Origin of the sequence: Acetanaerobacterium elongatum (genome assembly GCF_900103835.1) — a bacterium.
GTDB classification, from domain to species: Bacteria; Bacillota; Clostridia; order Oscillospirales; family Ruminococcaceae; genus Acetanaerobacterium; species Acetanaerobacterium elongatum.
In genome coordinates, this window is the sequence record NZ_FNID01000004.1 from 38,456 (window position 1) to 58,628 (window position 20,173).

At 46.8% G+C, this 20,173-nt stretch carries 13 protein-coding genes; 4 read left to right on the forward strand and 9 right to left on the reverse strand.

What is annotated here, in order from left to right; all coding sequences use genetic code 11:
* Positions 1 to 26: 26 nt before the first annotated feature.
* Positions 27 to 3,824, reverse strand: coding sequence for a cadherin-like beta sandwich domain-containing protein (locus BLR50_RS01985; protein ID WP_092637970.1), 3,798 nt, complete (start codon positions 3,822 to 3,824; stop codon positions 27 to 29).
* Positions 3,825 to 4,223: 399 nt separating this feature from the next.
* Here BLR50_RS01985 and BLR50_RS01990 point away from each other — a divergent pair, with 399 nt between their 5' ends.
* The 3 genes from BLR50_RS01990 (at position 4,224) to BLR50_RS02000 (ending at position 8,316) form a co-directional block, all read left to right on the forward strand.
* Complete coding sequence (locus BLR50_RS01990) at positions 4,224 to 5,561, forward strand: D-alanyl-D-alanine carboxypeptidase family protein (RefSeq protein ID WP_242871670.1); 1,338 nt, start codon at positions 4,224 to 4,226, stop codon at positions 5,559 to 5,561.
* Between the two features lie 310 nt (positions 5,562 to 5,871).
* On the forward strand, positions 5,872 to 7,092 hold the full coding sequence (locus BLR50_RS01995) for an efflux RND transporter periplasmic adaptor subunit (RefSeq protein WP_092637974.1): 1,221 nt from the start codon (positions 5,872 to 5,874) through the stop codon (positions 7,090 to 7,092).
* Between the two features lie 33 nt (positions 7,093 to 7,125).
* Positions 7,126 to 8,316, forward strand: a complete 1,191-nt coding sequence (locus BLR50_RS02000) for an ABC transporter permease (protein ID WP_092637976.1) — start codon at positions 7,126 to 7,128, stop codon at positions 8,314 to 8,316.
* A gap of 370 nt (positions 8,317 to 8,686) precedes the next feature.
* Here BLR50_RS02000 and BLR50_RS02005 read toward each other — a convergent pair whose 3' ends face one another.
* Together BLR50_RS02005 and BLR50_RS02010 are read right to left on the reverse strand one after the other, a co-directional pair.
* Positions 8,687 to 9,655, reverse strand: a complete 969-nt coding sequence (locus BLR50_RS02005; protein WP_092637978.1) for a hypothetical protein — start codon at positions 9,653 to 9,655, stop codon at positions 8,687 to 8,689.
* Positions 9,656 to 9,800: 145 nt separating this feature from the next.
* Positions 9,801 to 12,581 carry a phage tail protein gene (locus tag BLR50_RS02010; protein ID WP_092637980.1) on the reverse strand — a complete coding sequence of 927 codons (2,781 nt, stop codon included), beginning with the start codon at positions 12,579 to 12,581 and terminating at the stop codon, positions 9,801 to 9,803.
* Between the two features lie 631 nt (positions 12,582 to 13,212).
* Between BLR50_RS02010 and BLR50_RS02015 the strand changes: the two genes are divergently transcribed.
* On the forward strand, positions 13,213 to 13,425 hold the full coding sequence (locus tag BLR50_RS02015) for a hypothetical protein (RefSeq protein ID WP_092637982.1): 213 nt from the start codon (positions 13,213 to 13,215) through the stop codon (positions 13,423 to 13,425).
* Positions 13,426 to 13,539: 114 nt separating this feature from the next.
* Here BLR50_RS02015 and BLR50_RS02020 read toward each other — a convergent pair whose 3' ends face one another.
* From BLR50_RS02020 to rlmN, 6 genes are all read right to left on the reverse strand, one after another.
* A complete protein-coding gene (locus BLR50_RS02020; protein ID WP_092637984.1) occupies positions 13,540 to 14,268 on the reverse strand; it encodes an L-2-amino-thiazoline-4-carboxylic acid hydrolase in 729 nt (242 codons plus the stop codon).
* An 89-nt stretch (positions 14,269 to 14,357) separates the two neighbouring features.
* Entirely contained in the window at positions 14,358 to 14,987 is a 630-nt protein-coding gene (locus BLR50_RS02025) for a thiamine diphosphokinase (RefSeq protein ID WP_162840289.1), read from the reverse strand.
* Between the two features lie 35 nt (positions 14,988 to 15,022).
* On the reverse strand, positions 15,023 to 15,928 hold the full coding sequence (gene rsgA / locus BLR50_RS02030) for a ribosome small subunit-dependent GTPase A (protein ID WP_205408650.1): 906 nt from the start codon (positions 15,926 to 15,928) through the stop codon (positions 15,023 to 15,025).
* 28 nt (positions 15,929 to 15,956) lie between these two features.
* Positions 15,957 to 17,966 carry a Stk1 family PASTA domain-containing Ser/Thr kinase gene (gene pknB / locus BLR50_RS02035; RefSeq protein WP_092637988.1) on the reverse strand — a complete coding sequence of 670 codons (2,010 nt, stop codon included), beginning with the start codon at positions 17,964 to 17,966 and terminating at the stop codon, positions 15,957 to 15,959.
* A 41-nt stretch (positions 17,967 to 18,007) separates the two neighbouring features.
* Positions 18,008 to 18,736, reverse strand: coding sequence for a Stp1/IreP family PP2C-type Ser/Thr phosphatase (locus BLR50_RS02040; protein ID WP_092637990.1), 729 nt, complete (start codon positions 18,734 to 18,736; stop codon positions 18,008 to 18,010).
* A gap of 331 nt (positions 18,737 to 19,067) precedes the next feature.
* Positions 19,068 to 20,117 carry a dual-specificity RNA methyltransferase RlmN gene (rlmN, locus tag BLR50_RS02045; protein ID WP_479714954.1) on the reverse strand — a complete coding sequence of 350 codons (1,050 nt, stop codon included), beginning with the start codon at positions 20,115 to 20,117 and terminating at the stop codon, positions 19,068 to 19,070.
* Positions 20,118 to 20,173 lie beyond the last annotated feature (56 nt).

The window sequence follows — 20,173 nt, forward strand, 5'->3', positions numbered from 1 at the left end:
ACGAATCTCCATCTTGCCCTTTACGGTTAGTACATAAGGCCAGTATCCGGGTTTACCTTTTCGGCATCACTCACCGTAACGTTGACCTCTCCCGATTTATCTGCGGCGTTTTTAACCACCTTGCCAGCTAGGAAGTAGGTAGAACAATGGTCAATCTTAAAAGCAACCGTGCCGCGTGAATTGGTTGTAACCTTGCCGTAGTAATCATTGCGTTTCATATCCAGGTTGTAGTAATGCAGGTACAGCGCCCGGCTCTTATACTTCGTGCCAAGGTCAACCATCAGGGTGGCTTTGCCGGGTAATGCCCCGTGATATTTAAAATACATCGTGATAAGAGGGGTGTTGGACTCGCTGCCCATCAGCACGCGAAGATCGGCCTCATCGGGTGAGGTAAAGCTCATTGAAAAGTTATAGCTTTCGGCAAACGGCACCACCGTGCTGAGATCGGAACCCTTGAATGACAACGAATAGTCGTTGCCTTGGAAGATGATGGTCGTATCAGGATACTTCTTGAGCTCGACAAACACCTTGGAGGATACGGTTGCGTACTTGGTGATATCTACATAAATCACCTTTGACTTCTTAAAATCAATCTGGTCGGTGCTGATTGGCTTAAGCGTACCCTGCTGACCGTTTACACCGCGGTTAATATTCAGGCTATAAGCTTTTTTGGTTTTTCCGTCGTCTGCCGTTACCTCTATGGTAAACTTATTGGCCCCCGATTTAATGGCTTGAGAGTAGTTTCCATTGTAGTCCCCTATCTCTTTTGAGCCCTGTTTTACTACTATCTTTGCCCTTGAATCGGCCGGTACGGGGAAAATATCAATGTAATCCACATCGTTTTCAACCGGTACATTATAGGCGGTTATGGAGCTCTTGAAAACCGGCGACATATCGCCTTTGTCGACCTTCAGACTCTTCAGGTCGGCATTAGAGCTTTTTACGCGAAGGTCGTCATTGGTAACGGTTACGGTATAGGTTCGCTTTGTAACCTTATCCTCCGCAGTACAAACAACGGTAATAACGGTTTTTTCCGCAAGCTTTATTGCTGCGCTGGCCGATCCGCTCTTAACCGGGACACCCTCCACCGTAACGGTAGCTTTCTTGTGGGTGGTTGTAGGTGTTACTGTAACCGTTGTGGTGGTACCGGTTGCAGTGGCAGTATAAATCTGATTGGTGGGAGAGAATACCGGCGAAAGCGTAAGAGAACCTACCGTCAGATCTGAGAGCGAGGGGTCGCTGCTGGGGAGCTGGCGCTTTACCGAAAGTGAGTAGGTCATGGTATCGTGCCCGTTTTCGGCAAGCACCGTAACCATGATAGACTTAGTGACATTCACGTCAAGATCTATGCGCAGCCCTTTTCCGTATGCAACCTCGGTTGAGTTTACCTGAACGGTTGCATATTTGCTTTCGGGCACAGGATATACCGTAATAAACCGCACATCGTTACTCAGAAGTATAGTATCGTATTCAATGGTGTATTTATCAAACGGGTAGCTGACAAGCTGGGTGGTGTAATCCTTGATGTCCAGCGAGGCCAGCAGCGCGTTTGTATCCGGCGGCTGACGGGTAATATTCAGATAGTATGTGCTCTTACTAACGCCATCCTCGGCGGTAACCGAAATAGCAACCTGCAACGTATCGGTGCTGATGGCAATATACTTGTTCGGGTCGAAGATGTTTAAATCGTCCTGCGGCTCCGGCGTAATGGCAACTGTAGCCTTTGCGTGGGTAGTTGGCGTTTCTAGCGTAATACGCTTGATGTTGTAGGGAAGGCTCATATTATAGGTTTTCACGCCTGGGTCGAAGGTTTTGTTATTGGGGTCGCTTAGCCGTGTATACGGGTGCACCGTACCGGTATCATCCTTTACCACAAGGTTTGAAAGCGTTGAATCGTCGCTGGGGGGAAGCCTTTCAATATTGATTCGGTAAACCGATACAGTAGTATCCTGTGCGGTAACCGTCAATTCAAAAGTGTATAGTTCCACGTTTGCATCGTTAATAGAAAACAAGCTGCTTTTACTTCCCGAATGAACAGAAGCGGTGGCGGCATTGTCCTTAACATTGTCTTTATACACATTGATAACAACATTAGAGGACGCTTTTACGCTGTTTTTTGTTGGTCTGAAGCTTAAAGACTGTATCCAGTGACCTACAGAAAGGTTATAATTCTTGGTATCGGGCTTAAAGGATATGGCTTGTACGGCACTGTCGCCGGTGGCATCAATACCGAATACCTCAAGATTGCTGAGGGTAGAATCCTTATCCGGCGAGGTGTCTACTACCTGCAGGTTAAACTTCAACTCAAAGATTTTTCTGTCGCCGCTGGAGGCAGTAACGTAATACTCAGCGGTAATGGTGGTAATGCCCACCTGCTTGGGGAGGAACTGAATTTGCACCGGATCCTCTACGAGTTCGTTTCCTCCGGGGTTTTCAAGCTTCGACTTCCAGGTATAGACGTTTGTAACGCCGTCTCCGCTAAAGCCCTTTAAAGCATCTACAATACCGGTATTAGACGAGGTAATGGTGAAATAATCGGCACGACCACCCTTTTTACCCAGTAAAAATAGTATGTTCAGCGGGTTATAAGAACCAGTCTGCTGAGGAAAACCCGATATGTTTCCCTTATTAATATCAAGCACATTGGTAGGCTCTATAGGAACAGAGTCTGACGGGTCTGCTGTTTTCTGGATTCGGGCTGAAGGGGAGGTACCGCTTCCCTTTATCACCAAGCGCAGCGGGCACACCTCATCTACCTTATCCGCTTCCGGTGCGCCGGAAGGCCAATAGATAATGGTTGCCGTTAACTTTCCTTCAACATCATCTTCCTGCCGCTTGACTCGGACATTATCAAACAGTGAGAAAAGCGGTTCATTAATGGTTATTGCGCCTTGGTATGCCGCGTTATTGGCCTCCCATAACCATTTTAAATCTACATTAACACCGTAGACTTCCACACGTTTGGCAACGGTGAAGTCGCTGGTGATAAAGTCCAGATCATCATATCCAGTTAACTGGATATAGGGCTTTCTCTGGTTTGGATCCATAATGGCCTTCTTTACATCCTCCACCAGCTGCTGTTTGGTCTTGATTACGAGAATCAAGCTGTCGGACTTTTGGGTAGCAAAGCTGATTCTAAAGCTGCTGTCCTTGGTAATCAGATGCTCAGTAATCAATTGGATGGTAAGCTTTGCGGTGGTAGCAGAATTGTAGAAGCCCACCGTATAGGTAAATTTGTCGCCTGTTGTGGCGGTAGGTTTTGAGGAGGATACTAGATTAAAATCTTTAAATACACCAACTGAGGTGCTGGTATTCATCACAAATTTAGGCGCACCGTCCGGCGCAATGTCCGTAACATCCAGATACACATAACTATCCTGTTTAATAAGATTATTCTTATCGCTGGTTACCTTCGCAACATAGGGGAAATAAATAGGCCCGCTGGCGCCCACAGAGCAGTAGTTTTCTTGCGCGTCACCCACGGCATTCAGAGTGTAGAAATCGCCCATAACAGAATAAACGCCGTTGGCTCCTACCACCGCGTTAAGAGTATCGTTACTCTGGTTGATGGTGCAGACCGTGCCCGGTTCAACCTCTGCATTGCTGCTGTCGCGAATAATCAGGCGGCTGAGATAATAACCGGATGGTGCGGTATTTTTAACATGTATACCACGCCCCTCGACAATAATAGCCTGAGAGGTATCACCGGTTTTGTCAAATTGAAGCCACTTGTTTCCAAGTTCTTCAGAATAAACGGGAAAGATTTCAACCAGCAGAGAAAGTACCATAATAAGCATGATGATTTTATAAGTATGCCTTTTCATATTCCCGTTTTACCTCCATATGCAGAGAAAACAATAAATCTATTAATTAATTCGGAATAACTTGTTTAAACTTTATACTTAATTGTATTATAGCATAACATAGAAATAAATAGTACGGAATTATGCAAAATAAAGGGGATTTTCTGCCTATATAGTAGAAACTAGCTTCCTTTGCATATAAAACTGCATTTATCTTATAAAAAAGCGCATCAATTTACAACAAGGTACTATATTTTTAAAATATTGTCGGTTATAATTATTTGTAGCATTGATTGCGATGAAGCATTCCGCTACAATAGTAATTTTATATATGGCCGCAACAATTCAGCGGCGTAAAATGAATCCGGAATGAAGAGACATTACGGATAAGGCTGAACAAAGGAGGTGCCGAAATTGAAAGTGGTTTCTTTCCTGCTTGCATTGATAATTCTGTTGAGTGCTCTGACTGGCTGCCAGAAGGCTAATGCCCAGTATACCCATACACCCGGATTTGAGCTTTCGAGCGAAGCGGTTTTCGTGATGGATGTGAATACCAACGATATCATCTACGAAAAGAACGCCGACAAGCTGATGTTTCCCGCAGCACTCACCCAGATGCTGACCGCGCTGGTTGCAATGGAGAAAACGCAGGACCTGAATAGTGAGGTTACTGTACCTGACGGCTTTTCACCCCTTCAAGGCAGCGAAAGCTCTCCAATCGGAACCGCCTCGGCCGGAGAAACATTTATAATGCAGGACCTTTTGCACTGCGTTATCATGAACACCGACAATACGGCAGCTACCCTGATTGCACAAGCAGCTGGCGGCGGGGACATTAACAGCTTTATCTCCCTGCTAAACGAAAAAGCCAAGGTACTAGGCACCAAGTCAACCAACTTTATTAATCCTACGGGAATTCACGATACCCATAACTATACAACTGCCAGAGATATGGCTGCCATTGCGGCTGCTGCGGTGTCTAATACTGCTTATATGGAGATTGCCTCAAAAACCGCCTATACGTTTGCTGCCGATAACCAAAGCTCCCGAAACGTAACCAGCAATCTCAGTATTCTAAGCACTGCGGGAGAATACCCGGCTGGTACAAAGGAGATTAAATTCAGTGCCGGCGAGGATACCGGCTCTAGCTTGGTATGTGTATTGGAGCAGGACGGCTTAAAAATCGTCGCGGTCTTAATGGGAGCTCCCTATTCTGTGGACGGCGCCGCCGTTTATGCGGATATGAAGAAGCTGCTTGGATGGGCGTCCTCTACCTGTGTGCTGGCGATTCCCCCAAAAAGCGGAGATACAATTCTCACTATAGGAGTTTCCGGCAACTTTAACATAAAGGAGCTTCCGTTAAAAACAGAAAAAAATCTTAGTGATTTGTTGCCCAAGAAAGCACAATTAAAGGATATACAACTGTTCTGCTGTATCCCTTCAGGTATTAATAAGCCCGTAAACTCCGGTGAAGTTCTGGGAAAGGCTGATATTATTTACAATGGCAAGAAAACAAATTCGGTAAACCTGTTGGCCGTCGGCAGCGTTACCGAGGCCGGTAAGCAGAGCTCTGTACCCGATATACTTTTGACGGTTGGAATCGTATTTCTGTCGTTGTTTTTGCTGTTGCTGATCATACGCCAAATTAATATTATACGTTATCGTAAAAAGCGCCAGAGAGCGCTTGAACAGCGCCGCCGGCAGATGCGGCGTGAGCTTGAGAAGGGTACTGCAAATTCCTCTGTAAGAAGAAAATAGTTACTTAAAGGGTTTACTGTATTGCAAGGCTTTTATGATATTATAAAAGCCTTGCTTTTTTGAAGCCAGTTTTAGGGTAGTCTCGTTTATAAAGTAAGGGCTTAACTAATCTGGTTTCAGGTAGTGTTTTGCTCCCCCGGAGAACTAGCCTTAGTGAGTATAGCGATGGCTAACAGTAAGTAAAATTTTTATAAATTATTCCGGTTTTATTTGCTACTATAAAAAAACTGCTATATAATTAGATAATTATTCTTAAAACCTAATAACTAAAAATGCGATAAATTTATTTATTCAGAAAGTGGTGGTCGTTTTGGCGAAGGAAAAGAAGACAAAAAAAAGAGTAAGGCTCATTGTCACCCTTGCAATAATTGTTGCCTTGATTGGCGGATCTGTGGTTTATAATATATTTTTTATGGATAAAACTACGCATGTAACAGCCGCAACCGTAACCAAGGGCGATATAGACCAGTTTGTTACCCTTACCGGTACTGTAAAAACCTCGAAGACCGGAACCTATTTTGCACCCGCCCAGGTTAAGGTGGAGAAGCTGAATGTAAAGAAGGGTGATGTGGTAAAAGCAGGTGATCTGCTAATTGAATATGACCTGGACGACCTAAAGAAGTCGTATAATGAGGCTGTACTCCAGTATAATAACGCGAAGCTCGCTTATGAGGACGCCCTGCGTGAAAACGAAGAGAATAACGCTAAGGCTTTAAACGCTCAAAAGCAGATTGATTGGACACGTGATGAAATAAATGGCCTTAACGCGCTCAGTGCCAGCGATTCCAACAAGCTTAGTGAGTTGCAGGGTGACCTTGCTACATATAAAAGCCAGAAAGAAACGGCTACAAACTCTATTTTAAGCGCAGAAAAGCTTGAACAGTATAAAAACACCATGAACCTGAACAGCATTGCGGTAAACGCAGCGAAGAAGTATCTCGATGAAGGTAAATCTGGTATTGTTGCGGGTATTACCGGTGTTATCACTCAGCTTAACGTAGAAGAGGGTGCTACCGCTTCCCCCGCTGCGGCCTGTATTGTAATCGACTCGTTGGAAAACCCGGTAATAAGCTTTTCGTTAGGTAAATATGATGTTAATTCCGTTGAGGTTGGCCAAACCGCGACAATTAAGATAGGCGACACAGAATATACGGGCAAGGTGTCCCGCATCGATTCCACCACAACACAGGAAGGTACCTCTTCGGTAGTAAAAGCCGAGGTTTCGTTTGATAAGGTACCCGAAAGTATTGTGCTGGGCATTGAGGCTGACCTTACTATCCTTGTCTCTCACAAGGCGGGGATATTAACGCTTCCGCTTGAGGCTGAAAAAACCGATCGTGACGGAAGCTATTGTATGGTAATAGAAAATGGTATCGCCAAAAAGGTATATATCAAGATCGGCAGCAGTTCCGAAACCCAAATGGAGATTCTTTCGGGTGTGCAGGAGGGCGATGTGGTAGCAACCAGTTCACCTACCACTTTGGAAGAGGGCGTAATGGTTACGGTGGATAAGCAGGCAGCAACCTATTGATGAGCAGGGACGCGGAAAGGTACGGTCAAGGCTATGAACCTTTTTGACAATGTAAAAATGGCACTTAAAAGCATTTTCTCCAACAAGATGCGTTCCGTATTAACCATGCTTGGTATCGTAATCGGTATTGCGTCGGTTATCATGATTATCTCGGCTGGAAGCGGTGCACAGAATAAGCTTGTGGGTGAGATTTCCAAGGTGGGTAAGGCCGCGGCGTTTATTTCGGTAAACAACAAAAAGGCCTCCACCGGGGATTATATCACCCTAAAGGATATTGAGGCTATTCAGCAGGGCATTCCTTATGTGGTTGCGGCTTCGCCAGATTTAGAGATCACAGGCTCTGTGGTGGGAAAAACAAAGGATTATGATGCCATGTTTGTCTGTGGCACGGAGCAGCTTCCCAATCTGGCAGGGCTTCAGATGATATCGGGCCGCTACTACAGCAAGAGTGAATACGAGGAAGGGCGCAACGTATGTATCATCGATGAAGGCACCGCCACCAAGGTATTCGGCAGCACCGATGTGTTGGGGCTTTCTGTGAACATATCCATCGGCCACCACAATGCCAAGCTTCGTATTGTGGGTGTAAGCCAGAACAATATGTTTGCAGGCGGTATGTCTGTCGTTTATGTTCCATATTCCGCCTACCTGAGTATTACGGGTGACTCGCCGGATATCTATGGTATCTATGTGCTGGCTGAGAGTGACAAGCAGGTAGACAGTATGTGCAAGGCGGCGTTAAATATTCTTGAGCGCAGGCACAACAACAAGGGTGACGAAATTTACAGCGCCGAGAACATGAACAAGTATGTGGATACGCTCAATACTGTTCTTAACCTCTTCCAGACCTTTGTGGCTGCAGTTGCGGGTATCTCACTGCTGGTAGGCGGTATTGGTGTAATGAATATTATGTTGGTGGCCGTTACCGAGCGCACCCGAGAGATTGGTATCCGCAAATCGTTGGGAGCCAGAACCAAGGTTATTATGTTCCAGTTCTTAACCGAGTCGGCAATTCTCACCCTAATTGGCGGTGCCGCCGGTGTTTTGCTGGGTACGCTCGGCGCACTGCTGGTGTGTACGCCGCTTGGCGTAACGCCCGTACTTACCCCGGGATCAATTCTTTTAACGATGTTGTTCTCCTGTTCGGTGGGTATCTTCTTCGGGCTCTACCCTGCCCGCAAGGCAGCAAGGCTCAATCCGATTGAGGCGCTGCGGCACGAGTAGTTATCTGCTTAGGTTTGCTGATTACATATTTTGATAATGAATATTTAAGGAAGGTGCTGTGCGGCACCTTCCTTGTTTTTTAGAGCCGGCCTGTCATACTTTTCACGGTTTCAGCAGAAAGGAAACAAGTTTCTTTGCATATCTGTTAAATCGGATTCATCTCCGGCGTATACTGCGGCAAAGGAAAGATTTCAATATTGTCGGGAATATGATGATAAAGACTCTAGAATCATAGTTTTCAACAGAGTCAGGGCACAGAAACTGTATTGACGACTTTAATATGCAATTAACCAGTGTATCCCTAAATACAACGAAACCACCATCAGCCGGAAGCCTATGGTGGTTTGCTTATGTTCAACTACCTAGTATTTTATGGGTCTATAATAACTGGTGCGGGGAATTGCTTATCATCATAGATGATCTTGCCGGGTTGCCCGTGAAGTGTAATATTCTTGGCATTTGCGTTTAATACATCAATCTGTTCGGCGCCAAAGATAGTTATGGTGTTGTTTGCGATGAACCGTCTCACACGAGTGAGCATTGTACCGTCATCCAGTATCACTTCACTCTCAGAGTCGACAATAACAGTTTCACATTTAGCTCCGTGCACCTCAAGCTTTGTTGTAAAAGGGGCTGACCGCTCAATGGTGATTACACTGTAGCCCGAATAACTGTTTCCGATATTGTACGCATATAAAGCCGCATCGGTGCCCTTTAGGTAGGTGCCCATGATCGCAGAGTCTCCCTCAAGGTTTACCGTAATCTTTGCTCCGGAATAAAGGTAGAGCGAATTGGCAGTAACATCTATGAGTTCTATAGTGTCAAGATCGCCGTTAACCGTTAGTTTACCGTCTATCTTACAGTCTTCCAGCGTAAGAGTACCATAAGTACCATCTTTTACAACCAAATCGCCCTTGATGTATTTATTCTTGAGTATAATATCAGCCCCAGAAATCTCTACATTACCCAGAACCTCCTGTTTATCATCGGTTTGGGCGGCCTTATTGTAATTCGTTGTTTTAAGGGCCTCGGATGATGTACTTGAAGAGACTGCTGAAGATGATGCTGAAGATGATACGGATGCACCCGGCGCGGGTGCGGTTGCCACTACCGCCTTGGGTGGCTTGCCCGTTTTAGGCTTCTCCGGGGTGGCATAGGTACGGGTTTGATTGCCGCTGCTCGTTTCAGCCTCCTGCGGTGCGGTAGAAGCCGAAGTTGGCGCAGCAATATAGTTCTGCGTAAGATAACCATCCGGTACCCTTTGGGCAACAGAACAGCCTGTAAGCGCTACAGCCGCCATGATGAAAACAGATATCATAAAACTGTATTTTTTAAGCACGACAGAAACCGCCTTCCACAAACAGAATACCATTAATGTAAGATTAATTATACAACACCATCCTGTTTTTGGCAAGATTTTTGTGTGAATTCTAAGGAAAACCACCAAAATAAATGAGCCCCCGTTTTTACCGGAGGCCCATTACTTAGATTATTTTAGAAAGGACCGATAGCCAGGGCAATAATCTTATTGCCATCGCGTCCGGTGTGGCAATCCCCTCGGGTGAGGCAATGCCGCCGTCTCCGCCCGCAGCTGCATTAGTGCCGATAATCAAGCCGAAGCTTTCAGGCAAGGAAACAAGAGGGGTATCGGGAGCAGAAGACTGATACAACTTACCGGAATAACTGCAGGTATCAGCGTTTACAATGCCTGTGTTATATCCGCATATACCACCGACATTGCTTGTTCCTGTTACACTGCAGGAGGCGCCGGGAACAAGTGAGCAGCTGCTAATTGTCCCCGCATTTCTGCCGGCAACCATGCCGACATTGCTGGCGCCGATTACATAAGAGTTATTGTCAATTTTGATGTTTGTTATGGTTGCACCCGAAGAAACTAATTTAAACAAACCGATATCATCTGTTCCTGATTGCCCAATAGTTACTGTAATAGAATAGCTCGTTCCGTTGCCATCGTAGTTGCCTTGGAAATTACTAATCGGATTGGAAACGGTAAAACTGCCAGTCTGTTTGAAAAATTTACCGGCTGGTACAGTACCAATGTTACTAAATTGAGCTGCGGTTTTTACCTCATAGGGGCTTGTTTCAGTCCCCAACCCCGCATCAAACTTCAAATCATCAAAGGTAACCGTCAAGTTGTTGCTGGACGAAGGAGTACTGTCGGAAAGACCAGTTGCACGGGTTTTCACGGTGGCAGTGTATGTGGTACTTTCTCCGGCAGACAACGATGGAATTGTATAAGTGCCAAACCCATAGGATGTACTTGATACAGCAACATTGGTTTCGACTATAGCCCCATTATTGCTCAATGAAACAACGTAATCTGTTGCACCTGTAACGGTTGACCAACTTAGAATTAATTTGTTATTATTGCTCCGCGTAAGTGTTACATTAGAGGGGGCTGTGGCAGCAGGCGTTGCAGTTTTGGTTACCGAGTAAGTCGCAACCGCGGAATCCAGTTCATTTCCGACAGAACCGATTTGTTTAACCGATACGGTATAGGTCGCCCCCATGGGATAGGTCGTGTCATCCAAAACATATTGGTTGCCAACCGTTGTTTCAGAAACCCCGGTTTTACCGGACTTATAGTATGTTGCTGTGGCAGAGCCAGCCCAAGTTAGGGTTTTGGTATCGGCGTCATAGCTGAATCCGCTCGGTGTTTGAGCAACAGTTACCGTAAAGGTGCCGGAAGCTGAAACCTGCTTAAACGGGGTTTTAGCAGTAACTGTTACCGTATAGTCACCGGCAACAAAATTGGCTGTACCCATATCGGCACGGAGATCAGTCATTTGGGTTGCGGAATTGGTAATCTCCTTATTGAGCTTCACCACGTTACTGCTGTTCTTAACGATAACGTTATAACTGCTCGCGTTTGTAGAAGTCCACGAAAGGATGTACTTTGTTCGGTCACCGCTGCTGAATGTCAATCCCGAAACAGTTGGAGTTGTCGTACTGCCGGAGAAATAAAGCGTCAGCATATTGCTATAGGAAGATTCACTCTTTGAGGCGGTGGCGCATACCTTTACTCGAACCTCGTAGTAGCCGGCAGGAGCACCTTGGGTGGTAAGAAAACTTTGCAAGTCTAAAGTACGTGACTCGGAGGGGCTAAAGTAAAGCGTGGTGTAGGCAGTGGAGCCTTGCAGGTTGATGCGTACTTCATACCCCAGCTCGGCGCCCGGAACTTGCGTCCAGTAAACATTGGTGAGCGAACCGCTCAAATATGGTGTACCCAGCGTACCGGTACTGCTGCTGGAGAAGGACGAGCTGCTACTACTGTTTATGATGGTTGGGGGGTAATATCCAACACCAGACTTACTAGTGATGTAGCTTGGCGAGTAGTCCACCGTGATATTCTTGCTGTTGCACTCCAAGGTGCCGATAGCGCCCGCACCCTCTATATATGCGGGAGAGTTTGCCGTAAGGTAACTTATGCTTGTAGTACCCTTTAAAAACAGGTTGGTATCATCATTAATAATCAGCGAGTAAACACCGATGTTAAGCAGCTTAAGCACCGTTAAAAACTGTGAGGTCTTTACTGTTTCAATTTGACTAAAGCCCTTCGCGTCATAGGACAGACCGTCGCATTCCAGCAGGGTATCGTAGCGCACCTCGGTTTTACCGATGCTGGTGTTATACTGTGCCACAATGCGAGGGCGCGAAACGGTACTGGCCGAAATCAACTTTGCAGCTTTTACGCTTTTCAGGTAGATTGAGTTTTCGCCGCCGCCGTAAACATAGATGGTTTTACCTACCGATACATTCTCAAGCGTCACCTTTCCATTGGCAACACCTTTATCAATAATCAGATCGCCGGTAATAGTCTTATTGCTAAGGTAAACGCCGTCGGCCGTAATCTTTACCGATTTCAGCGTCTCCTTTTTTGAATCCGTTACGGCTTTGGAGTAGGTTCTGCCGCTGTATACAGTAGAACCCGAACCGTTTGTGCCGCCGGCAGAGGTGCTTGTGGACGGAGCCGGCTTTGATGAGGAAGCAGGCTTAGAGGAGGACGAAACCTCCGAAGCAGTGGTATTGGAGCTTTCTGATACAGGGGCCGCAGAACTCGACGAGACAGGCGGCAGCGACGAGCTTTGCGGTACGCTTGGTACCGAAGCGGGAATATTATTGTCTCTGCAGCCAGTGAGTGTAAAGGTACTGAGAGAAACGAGTAATGCCACACATACTGTCAGGCATAAAAGCTTATAAGTACTGCGCATGATATACTCCATTCCGCCGCTTTGCTCCGGCAATCATAATTATTAAACCGCCCCTATCCGCAAAGATTGAATAAGGGCCGACTATAACAGTTTTTACATAACAGGTTGCTTTCTTATCAATGGGGTCTCAACCTGTTTTCGCCTATTTACCGAAAGTTTAAAAATAAGTAGTTTGTCCTATAAGAGCAATTTTATTATACATTAATATTCTACCAAAATCAAATAATCTTTGCCAAAAATATGGTGTATGATTTTATGCATTTTACTGCAAACCCATATAATTATTTTTATTGTAATCGGATAAATACCTGTGCGAAGTTGTCGCGGCCAGCTGCAAACTGAAATGGCCCTAAAAAACAAAAAGTACTTCATAAAAGAAAACCTGATGCAATGTTAGCTGCGACACAAACATGATCGGTTTTTAGTTATGAAGCAACAAAATTGTAACACAGAAAACAGAAAAAGAAGGCACAAGTGCCTCCTGATTTTACTCTTTCCACAAAACTTAAAGCTTTCGGAAATGCCGGTTGTTTAATAGTGCAATCTTCAAAATGAAAAAGTATAAGAATTTAGCCATATTAAGCATAGAAATCAGCATGTTATCATTTCTTTGCTTACTAACATAAAATATTCTATACAAATCACGTAGCGGGAGGGCTTGCGCATGAAGGATAGCGCAAAGAGAAGAAAATGCTGTCCCTCTCCACAGGAGGTTTTAACCGTTGCTACTGCCCTCTCTATCCTACTGACAGAAGACCTGAGCGCCGAAGAGGCAACCAACCTATCCAACTTTTTAAACCTGCTCAGCGTACAGGTTGCGGTTGTGGCCGAGCAGAAAAAGTTCTGCGGTGAAGAAGAACCACAGATTCTGATTTAAGCAGTTGTGTTGTTGCCGATTACTATGGCAGAGTCTGGTTATAAAGATTATAAATCAAGGTACTACTATAAAAGCCATTCAGATGCTGAAACAAGGTGCATTATTGTTATTACTTTACCCTTTATATGAAGCAGTACTGCGCTCAACATTTAAAAAATCAGTGCCTTCGTAACTGAGTAGGGTTCGCACCTCATCGGGTGAGCAACAACTGCCAAAATGCTGCAAAACTGATTTTACAAGCTCACTGCCCTCATTGTTTCCCATAATACGGATAAGCTCCTGCCCCATGGTATTATACATATGGGCTGAAAGATACTCCCACGAATATACACAACTGCCGCCCAGTTTATCCTGTAATGCAGAAAGCCTGCGCAGACTTTTAATGTTAAACGACAGCCCGTTATATACAAATACGCAGCTATGGCTGCCGGTGCCGATGGTTCGGGGGAGCTTTAAATCCAAGTCCAGATTAAATCCCTGCACCAGCGAAGCTTCGAATACCTGACAGTAGACACGGCAGTAATCCTCAAGCCCGAAATCCTTCCATGTGTCATACCACTCGCAGGAGGATATCTCAACTGTATATACCGGAAATACCGGAACAACCTGCGCCTCGAAGCCGGAATAGGCTGCGGGGCGCCAGTCGGTATAGGCCAGAAAAGCAATAAAATCGTTGCCGTCACCTGCCAGCTGCGCGCGCCTTGCCATACGCATACCACGTTCGAAGCCATAGCGGCGGGTACAGCTCTTTAATATATCGAAGGAATTGGGCTGTTTGGAGAGCAGAATCTGCTTCGCAAATGAGGCATATAGCAGGGCGTACTCCCGAGCAGTAAACGCCATATTGATCACCTCACAAAGAAATTGGGGTAAAGCGGTAACTTACCTGCTAACCTGTTGAGCAAAGCCAGAGAAATTACCGGGAAGTTCACTTATTGTTTCTTGGATGAAAGAATCACCAAAAGCGTTCCACTTTTCACGGTAATCTGGGCGGTATCCTCTCGGAACTCATTGCTAACCCCAATAGGAAAGCTGTTCACAACATGTGCATCCACCAAGGGATAACGAAGCCCTTTAAGCGTGACACCGTCGGAGAAAGGCGAAAGTGAGAACACCGATACGAAGTAATCCTTTTGGGCCTGCATTGTTTTCGTTGTATTGACGATGATAAATGCAGAATTCTTTACCCCTGCAAGCACGGCTTCTACCCCGTGCTCGGCACAATAAAGCAACGTTTGTATGTTGGCAAACAAGTGATCCAGCCTGCCGCCGACACCGCCAAGAATAGTGATAGCATCAAATCCGCGTTCAATCGCCAGCTTTACAGCCAGCATGGTATCGGTGTCGTCCTTTTCAGCAGGCACCGGGATAATTTCTACGCCGCTTGGCAAGGCAGCAATACTGTCCATATCCCCTACCAGAAGGTTCGGCTGCAGCCCAAGCCGCAGGGCGTTATCATAGCCACCGTCGGCACAGATAATATATTCATCGCCGTTAATATAGTCCTGCTTGTTTAGATCTTCTTCCAGCCGTGACGCTGAAACGACAATACACTTTTGCATAAACGTTACCCTTTTTGCTGAACACACAACCCCCGTCAGCGCCTTGCTTCCTGTGCCCATTCCTTGATTTGCCTAGCTTCTTCATACATCGCCTTGTAGCTCTCGTGGCGACTTTTGGGGATTATACCCTCCTCCACAGCCCGCAGCACTGCACAGCCGCGTTCGGAGGTGTGGGAGCAGTCTTTAAATTTACACTTATCTATATAGTCTGCAAATTCCCTAAAACAATATTGCAGGCGGTCTTTAAAGATAATATCCAGCTGTACAGTTTCCAGCGACGAAAAACCCGGTGAATCAGCGATATACCCGCCTTCCGGCAGTTGGTAAAGCTCCACACTGCGGGTGGTATGCCGGCCCCTACCCAGCTTTTGGCTGATATCCCCTGTTTTGAGGGCAAGCGCGGGGTCAATGGCGTTGAGCAGGGTGGACTTCCCTACGCCGGAGTTTCCGCTAAAGATATTCAGCCCGTTCTTACAACGGGCCCGAATAGCTTCGATGCTTGCGGGGTTATCGTAATCGGCAATCAGTACCTCAAAGCCTGCCTTGAGGTAGATGTCGTAAAGGTCGGCAAACTGCTGCAGATCGATTTTAGTAATGACAATCACCTGAGCGATACCCTTGTATTCTGCGATTGCTATCAGCTTATCCAGTATCAAGGTGTTCGGCACCGGCTCGGTGGTGGATACAATCAAAAAAATGGTGTCGGCATTGGCTACGGGTGGGCGCACAAGATAGCTTTTTCGCGGCAATACCTCTTCAATTACGCCTTTTTGTGTACCGGCCTCGGTGATGATACGCACGCGGTCACCCGCCACGGGGCGGATTTCCTCCTTGCGCAGTACCCCACGCGCCTTGCACTCATAAACCATACCGGCGGTCTCTACATAGTAGAAGCCGCCGATACCCTTTAAGATTAAACCTGTCAGTGCCTGTTCATTCATCTGAGAAAACCAAGTCCTATCTTATGCGTTAAAAGTTCTTGGAATTATCGGTAACAACACGCTGTGTGCCGCGGGTGAAATCGAGCTGTATCTCTTGATAGGGCTTATCATCAAGAGTGATTTTAATTAAAATGGTACCCGAACCACTGAAGGTCGGCTTCCACTGCGGAGTTTCGGAAGGATTTACACGCTCCTCGTGCTTGGGGACGGTACCGTCATCAACGTATGCTCTCATAGTAACCATTTTATTAATCTTAGTTGGCAGCGGCACCGTAATATTATAGCTGTCTATCGTAACACCGGAGCCTGCGGCTATCTGGAAGTTTACGGTGCTGCCCTTGGTGCTCTCGGTATCACCCAACGGGTCCTGCGCAATAATCGTACCTGCGGCAAGTGAGCTTTCAATCGGGGTAATGTCGCCCACCTTTAAGCCGGCGGCCTCCAGCAGGCGCTTGGCGTCGTTGATATTCATACCCACCAGCGGCGGAACGGTTGCAGGTGCCGTTTCGGAGCCCTTACTGATATACAGCGTTACTTCGGTATCCGCACTGATTTCGGTATCCTTCGGCGGATCGGTTTTTACGATACGGCCCTCGGCGTAGGTATCGCTGAAGATCTGCTCCTCTTTAATCTTGGTAATACCCTCGCTGTTCAGTCTGGCCCGTGCCGCTAGGGCTTCCTGATTATATATGTCGGGAACCTTGAGCTTCTTGATGCCCTTGCTCACCTTGAGATTGACAATCGTGTTAGGCTTCACGCCGCGGCCCTCGGTAGGTACCTGCTCGTAGATAATACCCTCGGCGTATTCGCTTGAATAATCATAAGTAACCTTGTATTGAAAACCGTGGGACTGATACTCGGCATTATTGGTAACATCACTGAAGGTAAGCCCAACCAGCTTTGGCATAGGAATATCCTCTACCTTGGCGAAAGGGTTGTTTAGAATAAAGATGTACACAATAAAAACCACGGCCGTAATCACAAATGCAAACGCTACACCTGTCATAATCGGCATAAGTGGAGATTTAAAATCTTCTTCCTCTTCGCCGGCTACTGCCACGGCCGCGCGTCGGCCCTTTCTATCGGGCTTCCGGGCAGGGGCAGCATGTTCGTCTGCGCCCCGTGCCGCCACACCGGTATTTACTTTTTTGGTGTCGTAATAGATTGTGGGGCTTTCGTTGGTAAAGTATTTATATGAAAACTGTATACTGGGGTTCTTTTTAAACTCGTCGATATCCTTTAGCATCTCGGCAGCGGAATGGTAGCGCTTGCTGGCATCCTTCTGCATGGCGCGTACTACAATTTCCTCCAAGCCCTCTGGGATATCCACATTCAACTCACGCGGGCGCTTGGCCTGTGCGGAAATCTGCTTAATGGCAACAGAAACAGGGCTGTCTGCCTCAAACGGCAGCTGCCCCGTAAGCATTTCAAACATCATCACGCCAACCGAATAGATGTCGGTTTTGGCGTCAGTTACATCGCCTCGAGCCTGCTCGGGGCTGATGTAGTGTACCGAACCAAGTGCCTTATCCGTCATGGTGCGGGTTTCACTTCTTGCAAAGCGGGCAATGCCAAAATCCATCACCTTAATGGAGCCATCAGGCAGCAGCATAATATTCTGGGGCTTGATATCCCGATGAACAATGCCTCTATCATGCGCATGCTGCAGTGCGCGAAGCACCTGAATAGTAAAATGCACACATTCCTTCCATTTCAGGGTATGCTGCTGGTCGATATATTCCTTTAGCGTAATGCCGTCGACATACTCCATTACAATAAACTGGATTCTATCGGTAAAACTGACGTCGTATACCTTTACGATGTTAGGGTGAGAAAGAACGGCAATCGCCTTGGATTCGTTCTTAAAGCGACGAACAAACTCCTCATTTTCAAGGAACTCGTCTCGCAAAATCTTAACGGCATATTCCTTATGCTCAACAATGTCGTTAGCACGGTAGACATTGGCCATGCCGCCAACGCCGATAAGCTCAAGGATTTCATATCGGCCGTCAAGCCGCTTTCCAATGTATCTGTCCATCTCGTTCACTCCTGATCATTCTCGCTGCGCCATGAGCGGCATTAGCTGAATATCGCTACGATCGTGATATTATCGGTACCGCCCCGCTCATTGGCCATATTGATGAGTGCCTCCAGACATCCGTCCGGGCCAGCCCTCCTGACAATCTCGGCCATTTCGCTCTCTTCCACATAGTTGGTAAGGCCATCGGTGCAGATCATGAGCACATCGCCTTCCTTGGCCTGCACCTCGCAATAATCTATCTCTATACCCTGTTCAACCCCTAAAGCACGCGTGATGACATGCTTTTGGGGGTGGTTTTTTGCCTGATCGGAGGTAATCTCGCCACGTTCCACCAGTGCCTGAACCATTGTATGGTCTTTGGTAACCTGTTCAGCCATATTGCCCGAGATGAGGTATACGCGGCTGTCGCCCGCGTAAGCAATATGCGCAGCCCCGCCCGCAACCACGGCAGCCACCACAGTGGTGCCCATACGGCTTAACAGCTCGCTGCTCATTGCCTTATCGTAAACCCGTATATTTGCCGCGCTGATTGCTGAGAGAAGCATAGTTCGTACTGAATTTGCCGTCATATCACTGCGGTAGCCGCGGGCTATGCTCTGGCTGATACTATCGACCGCAAGTGTGCTTGCGACCTCTCCACCGTTTTCGCCGCCCATACCGTCACACACCACCGCCCAGACCGAACCGTCGCCGAGTGTTCCGTATTTATAGCTGTCCTGATTTTGTTTGCGGATCATTCCGATATCCGTTTTGCCTATAGCAATCAAGACCTACACCTTCTCTCGATAATGCGGGAAAGCCATACCATCAAAAACCACAGCGTGTTCCGTGCTGATAAAAGGCTGCCCTTCATTGGATGTCGTATAAATATAATTTTAATTTCAATTAACAACGGAAATGGTATATTTGCCCGTTCCCAATGGCATTCACCTATTAGCGAATAACATGTTATTAGTTAATTGCCCATGGCCGTAGGCCGGGCATTGGAAATAAACCGGTATAACAACCGCTTGCGGCTATTATACCATATCTTGCGAATAATTAAAAATAATATTGGCAAGTTTTTTTTATTTTATAAAAATTGTTAAATTGAAAGCGCTATTTTTGAAGATTTTCACGTCTCAGCTGGCCGCAGGCGGCATTGATATCCGCACCAAGCCTTCGGCGAACAGTAGCTGTGATACCCGCATTCTCTAAAATATGCACAAAATTTTCGGTGGCCTCCCGCGAGCTTTTTTGAAAGCTGCGCTCCTTAACGGGGTTTACCGGAATCAAGTTCACATGGCAGAGCATGCCCTTGAGCTTTTGTGCGAGCTCCTTCGCGTTGGCCGCGGAGTCGTTCACACCATCGATGAGCGCATATTCAAACGAAATACGGCGTGAGGTATCCGACGCATAGCTGCGGCAGGCGGCAAGCAGCTCGTCTATATTGTAACGGGTGTTTACCGGCATGGTTTTGCTGCGGATCTGGTCGTTTGGCGCGTGCAGCGAAACCGATAGGGTAAGCCCCAGCTTAAGCTTTGCAAGATCGTAAATTCGGGGCACGAGGCCACAGGTGGAAAGGGAGACATGCCTTAGGCTCATATTAGTACCCTCTTTGGACGAGAGCAGCTCTAAAAAGCGCACAACGTTATCGTAGTTATCCAGCGGTTCACCAATGCCCATAAGCACAAGACTCTGCACCTTCTCGCCCGAATCGCGTTCGGCGGTGAAGATCTCGCCCAGCATCTCGGCCGGGGTGAGGTTGCGTACAAAGCCGAGGATGGTGGAGGCACAAAAAGTACAGCCCATCTTACAGCCCACCTGCGTGGAGATGCACAGGCTGTTACCGTGATGGTAGCGCATAAGCACCGCCTCTACCGTTTCGCCGTCATCCATTTCATAGAGGTACTTGATGGTTCCGTCCAAGGATGAAACCAGCTTGTTTTTTACCCGTACCGCAGGGATATAAAAGCCCTCAGAAAGCTTTTCACGCAGGGCCTTGGATAGGTTGGTCATCTCGTCAAAGCCTTGCGCGTGCCTTTGATGCAGCCACTCATACACCTGTGCGCCCTTGTAGGCCGGCTCGCCGAATGCAGTAAGATGTTCTTTTAACTCTGGCAGGGTCAATGACAGGATATCAGTTTTGGTGTTAATGGCCAGGGTCACTTCCTTTGATATTTTCCGCGGAGAGACAAAACAGTCAATGTCATTTTCTATGATGA